Origin of the sequence: Streptomyces sp. KR55 (genome assembly GCF_052245645.1) — a bacterium.
Taxonomy (GTDB): domain Bacteria; phylum Actinomycetota; class Actinomycetes; order Streptomycetales; family Streptomycetaceae; genus Streptomyces; species Streptomyces flavusporus.
On sequence record NZ_JBQQCE010000579.1, the window covers coordinates 1 to 5,440 of the forward strand.

The following is a 5,440-nucleotide window of genomic DNA, read 5'->3' on the forward strand; positions in this document are numbered from 1 at the left end:
GTCGTGCCTCCCCCAGTGCCTTAAGGGCCTGGGGGGACCCCCAGGGCGATGGGGGTCCCCCCGCTCGAGCGAAGCCGAGAGTGGGGGAGGGTGGGCGCAGCGGCACCCGCTCGCGTGGGCAAGCCACGCAGCCACGCCAGCCCACAGCACCCCCTCAGATCCGCCGCCGAGCCTTCCGCGCCCGCCGCACCACGGCCGCCGCACCCAGCAGCGCCACCGTCGCGCCCGCAGCCCCCGCCGCAGTGGCGTCCTTGCGCCCCAGCCGCCGCCCGACCACCGTGTGCCGCCCGGAAACCTCCTCCAGCAGCTCCGCAAGCACCTCCTCGTTGGTCCACTGCGGCCGCCACCCGGCGTCATGCAGTCGGCTCCCGCTCACCACCCACGGGTACATCGTGTACGCCAGATCCCCCGCCGGAGACGGTGTGAGCCCGATCCGGTGCAGCCGGGCCGCCGCCCCGAGCGCGACCGCCGAGGGCAGTTCCATGCGCCGGATCCCGCTCAGCTCCTCGACCTCCTCCTGCTCCAGCCACCCGTCGCAGCCGACGGCCAGTTCCCCGTCGACCTTCTCCAGGACGGTGTACTCCAGAGCACTGCACAGGTCCTCGACGTGACAGAACTGCCAGGCGGGCCGCGAACCGGCGACGACCAGCAGCCGAGGGGACTCGAAGTACCTGGTCAGCGCGGTATCGGTGCCGCCGACCAGCACCGCGGGCCGTACCACGGTGACATTGAGTCCCGGATGTGCCCGCGGAGCGCGCCGCGCGAGCCGCTCGATCTCCAGCAGGTCCCCCACCCCTGTGGCCTCCGCGGTGGCGCGCAGTTCGGCGTCCTCGGACAGCGGCAGCTCGTTGTCCGGCAGCGCTCCGTAGACCATCGCCGATGTGCAGAGCACGACCCGGTGGACCCCGGCCGCGGCGGCAGCGGTCAGCACGGTCTGCGTGCCGCGCACGTTGTACGCCGTCCGGGCGGCCGCGTCGGTCTCCAGGTCGAGGTCGAGCGCCAGGTGCACCACCACGTCCGCGCCCCGCAGCTTCTCCGCGATCGCCGGGTCCCGCACGTCGAGGATGTGCCACTGCGCCGCCGCGCACTCTCCACGCCGCTCGTCGATGGCGATGACCTGCTTGATCTCCTCCGACGCGGCCAGCCGCGCGGTGAGCAGCGCGCCGACGCCGGACGCGGCGCCGGTGACCGCGACGACGGGCCCGCGCAGGGCCGACGGGGTTGAGTGGTTTCGCGCTGCGCGAACCTGCGGATCTGGGGAACTCACCGGGTGTCTCCAGCGGTTGTCTTCACATACGAGCGCGAGTGACGCGTACGTACCAGGTGGCATCCATCCTGCCGCAGGCCGTGAGTCGGCGGAGCACCGAGGCCCGAACCGCCCCGGGTGTCTACGCTGGGTGGTGTTGTCGGGCAGTCGTGCCGTCGGAAAGAACCGGCGGCCTTACCAGCCGAGGAATCCCGTGAGTGACACCCCATTCGGATTCGGCCTTCCGCCGGAGGAGCCGGAGAACGGCGACGAGGGCAAGAAGAAGGACGACCAGCAGAGCGGTGGTGGGCAGGGACCGGCCAACCCGTTCGGTTTCGGGCTGCCCGGCGCCGGAGGCTTTGGCGGCCCCGGTGCGGACAATCCGCTCGCTGCCATGTTCGGTTCGCTGAACCCCACCGATCTGGGCGCCGCGTTCCAGCAGCTGGGCCAGATGCTCTCCTACGAGGGCGGCCCGGTGAACTGGGACATGGCCAAGCAGATCGCCCGCCAGACGGTCTCCCAGGGCACGGCGGACGGCTCGAAGGACGCGAGCGTCGGCTCCGCCGAGCGCACCGCGGTCCAGGAGGCCGTCCGCCTGGCCGACCTGTGGCTGGACGATGCCACGTCCCTGCCGTCGGGCGCCGCCTCCGCGGTGGCCTGGAGCCGCGCGGAGTGGGTCGAGGCGACCCTGCCCGCGTGGCAGGAGCTCGTCGACCCGGTCGCCGAGCGTGTCGGCGCGGCCATGGGTGATGTCCTGCCGGAGGAGATGCAGGCCATGGCGGGCCCGCTGATCGGCATGATGCGCTCGATGGGCGGCGCGATGTTCGGTACGCAGATCGGGCAGGCCGTGGGCGTGCTCGCGGGCGAGGTGATCGGTTCGACCGACATCGGCCTGCCGCTCGGCCCGGCCGGCAAGGCCGCGCTGCTGCCGGTCAACATCGAGGCGTTCGGCAAGGACCTGGGCGTACCGAAGGAGGAGGTGCGGCTGTATCTGGCCCTGCGTGAGGCCGCCCACCAGCGCCTGTTCGCGCATGTGCCGTGGCTGCGCTCGCACCTGTTCGGCGCGGTCGACGGGTACGCGCGCGGGATCAAGGTCGACACGGCCAAGCTGGAGGACGTGGTCGGCCAGTTCGACCCGCAGAACCCCGAGCAGCTGCAGGACGCCCTCCAGCAGGGCATGTTCCAGCCGGAGGACACCCCGGAGCAGAAGGCCGCCCTGGCCCGTCTGGAGACCGCTCTGGCGCTCGTGGAGGGCTGGGTGGACGCGGTGGTCCACGCGGCGGCGAAGCCGCGTCTGTCGTCCGCCGACGCCCTGCGCGAGACGCTGCGTCGCCGACGCGCCTCGGGTGGCCCGGCCGAGCAGACCTTCGCCACGCTGATCGGCCTGGAGCTGCGCCCGCGCCGGCTGCGCGACGCCTCCCGTCTGTGGGCGTCCCTCACGGACGCGCGCGGTGTCGACGGCCGGGACGCCCTGTGGGCCCACCCGGACATGCTGCCGACGGCCTCCGACCTGGACGACCCGGACGGTTTCGTGCACCGGGAGCAGATCGACTTCTCCGAGCTGGACAAGATGCTCGGCGAGGCGGCGGACAAGCCGGACCTCAGGAAGAAGGACCAGGGCGAGGTCAAGGACGAGGACAAGGGCGACGACGCCGAGTGAGCCTGCATGACGACGCGGTCCTCGTACTCAAGAGCTACGAGGACCAGCACGAGCTGCGCCAGGCCTACCTCGACCATTTGGCGGAGCGTCCGGACGGCATGTGGAAGGACTGCACGGCCGGGCACATCACGGCCAGTGCTCTGGTCGTCGATCCGCAGCGCGAGCGCGTGCTGCTGACCCTTCACAGGAAGCTGCGCATGTGGCTCCAGATGGGCGGGCACTGCGAGCGGAGCGACAGCACGCTCGCGGGCGCGGCGCTGCGCGAAGCCATGGAGGAGTCGGGCATCGCCTCCCTGCGCCTGCTGCAGAGCGGCCCGGTACGTCTGGACCGCCATCACACGCCGTGCGCCTGGCATCTGGACGTGCAGTACGCGGCGATCGCCCCGCCCGGGGCGCTGGAAGCCATCAGCGACGAGTCCCTCGACCTGCGCTGGTTCGCCTACGACGAGGTCGCGGACGTGGCGGACGACTCGGTGGTGCGACTGCTGGCCGCCACACGCGCCCGCATCTGAACCGGCGTAAGGGGCGGCCGCTCATGGTGGCCGCCCCTTACATCCGTGCCGGACGGACGCTCAGCTCCAGACGTTCCCCTGGTTCTGCCCGCGCGCCCCGTGCTGCCCCATGCCGAACTGTGCGGCCGCACCCTGCCCGATCTGGGCGTTCTGCGGCGGCAGCAGTTCGCTGGGCTGGATCAGCGCATAGCCGGTGCCCATGAAGCTGAGCTCCCAGCCCTCTCCGGTGTTGCCGCGACGCCGCCACACGCCGGAGGAGTGCGTCTGCGCCTGCATCTGCACGCGCAGCCCGGTGGACCAGGCGACGATCGCGTCGGCGTCGCAGTTGACGTACTTGTCGGGCGTCACCTGCATCATCAGCGGCATGCCCGAGGTCATGAGGGCGACCTTGCCGCGGCCGGTGATGTTGAGTTGGTACTTCCCGGAGCCGGAGATGCCGTAGAGGCTGTCCACGGCGATCACCTCATGGTGCAGCGAGGAGTCCATCGCCAGCACATAGCTGCTGTCGACGGTCAGCCCGTCCTGGTCGACGTCCACCACGTGCACGTGCTGCTTGAGGTTGGCGAGATAGACCGTGCCCTGCCCGTGGCAGCGCATCAGGTCCAGGCCCTCGCCGGTGTGCGCACGCGCGCGTGACTGGCTGTTGCTCTGGTACTCGGCGTCGAACTCGACGAGCCCCTGATAGGCGACCATGGTGCCCTTGCGGGCCAGGATGTCGTCGTGGCCCTCCAGGGCGACGCGCAGCATCTGCTTGTTCTGCAGGCTCCAGCGTTCCTGGGTCTGCTGGTCGTTGTGGGCGAAAAGCGGACTCTGCATGGTGTGGTGCTCCCCCTCAGCCCCGGACCCGGAGACGGTCGGTGCTGTCCTCGCTGGGCTGGACGACGACGATGCCCTGGCCGGAGAAGGCCATCTGGTAGGCCTCACCGCTGCCGCGGCCGATGAGCGACTGCGCCTTGAAGCTGCGCTTGCCCTTCACCTTGAGGTTCGGCGACCAGGCGACGAGCGCGTCCGGGTCGACGTACGTCTCGTCCTCGCCGCCGCCACAGTCGACGACGATCGGCTTGCCCCGGGAGGTCAGCGCGACCCAGCCCTGCCCGGAGATCCTGGTGTTCCACAGGCCCTGTCCGGCGAACTTCGCGAGCCCCTTGACCCGCTCCACGCCCCACGTGAGGTGCGCGTCGAAGGCGAGCAGGTTGGTGGCGTTGACGGAGATCCCGTCGCCGTTGAGGTTGATCACGACGACGTTGGCGCCGTAGTCGGCGAGGTAGAGCAGGCCGTCCCCGGAGCACTTCATCAGGGGCGCGCCCTCACCGGTGAGCCAGTCCTTCGCAATCTGCCGGACGGCCGGCGGGTTGGGCTCGTACTGGATGAAGCCTTCGTAGGCGACCATCGACCCCACGCGCGCGAGGAGGTCGTTTCCGGTCTGCATGGCGACCTTCAGCATGTGGTTGCCGTGGTTCTCCATGCGGGCGGTGACGGGTGCGGGGGCGTAGCCCGCGAGCGGCTGGTTCATGACGGGCTCTCCCTCAGATCTCGTACGGCTGGACGACGATGAAGTTTCCGGGCGCGCCGCGGAACTGGAGGTTGACACTCTCTCCGGTGTCGCCGGGGTAGGCGTTGCGACGCATCCGGACCTGGCTGGAAACGACCACCTGGGAGGCGGCCGACCAGGCGACCACGGCGTTGCAGTCGGCGAACGTGGTCGGCGTGACCGGCAGCACGACAGGCGTGCCGTGCGTCTTGACGACGATCGTGCCGGTGCCGGTGAACTGCATCGTGAACAGCGCGCCGCCCGGGATGCCGTGCCCCTCGATGCGGCGGACCTCGTACTGGAGGCTCTCGTCGAAGGCGAGGACGTTCTCGGCGGAGACGCAGATCCCGTCGCCCTGGAGCTCGATGGGGTGCAGCATCATGGAGTTCTCGGCGAGGAACACCTGGCCCTGGCCGGTACAGCGCATCAGCTGCATCTCCTGGCCGGTCGCGTTGCCCACGATCCGGCCGGCGAACCCGGCGCCCTTGTAG

At 70.6% G+C, this 5,440-nt stretch carries 6 protein-coding genes; 2 read left to right on the plus strand and 4 right to left on the minus strand.

Features of this window, described 5'->3' with window-relative positions; genetic code table 11:
* Positions 1-154 precede the first annotated feature (154 nt).
* Positions 155-1,267 carry an SDR family oxidoreductase gene (locus ACTWQJ_RS45740; protein WP_443312298.1) on the minus strand — a complete coding sequence of 371 codons (1,113 nt, stop codon included), beginning with the start codon at positions 1,265-1,267 and terminating at the stop codon, positions 155-157.
* A 193-nt stretch (positions 1,268-1,460) separates the two neighbouring features.
* Between ACTWQJ_RS45740 and ACTWQJ_RS45745 the strand changes: the two genes are divergently transcribed.
* Positions 1,461-2,906: a zinc-dependent metalloprotease gene (locus ACTWQJ_RS45745; RefSeq protein ID WP_443312299.1), complete on the plus strand. Its 1,446-nt coding sequence runs from the start codon at positions 1,461-1,463 to the stop codon at positions 2,904-2,906.
* Complete coding sequence (locus ACTWQJ_RS45750) at positions 2,903-3,418, plus strand: NUDIX hydrolase (RefSeq protein ID WP_443312300.1); 516 nt, start codon at positions 2,903-2,905, stop codon at positions 3,416-3,418. Before ACTWQJ_RS45745 ends, ACTWQJ_RS45750 begins: the two co-directional genes overlap by 4 nt.
* Before the next feature lie 60 nt (positions 3,419-3,478).
* Here the strand turns inward: ACTWQJ_RS45750 and ACTWQJ_RS45755 are convergent, their stop codons facing one another.
* From ACTWQJ_RS45755 to ACTWQJ_RS45765, 3 genes are all read right to left on the minus strand, one after another.
* Positions 3,479-4,234, minus strand: coding sequence for an AIM24 family protein (locus ACTWQJ_RS45755; RefSeq protein WP_443312301.1), 756 nt, complete (start codon positions 4,232-4,234; stop codon positions 3,479-3,481).
* 16 nt (positions 4,235-4,250) lie between these two features.
* Positions 4,251-4,931, minus strand: coding sequence for an AIM24 family protein (locus ACTWQJ_RS45760; protein ID WP_409469815.1), 681 nt, complete (start codon positions 4,929-4,931; stop codon positions 4,251-4,253).
* A 13-nt stretch (positions 4,932-4,944) separates the two neighbouring features.
* The coding region (locus ACTWQJ_RS45765) for an AIM24 family protein (RefSeq protein WP_443312302.1) at positions 4,945-5,440 on the minus strand (496 nt) is incomplete at its 5' end.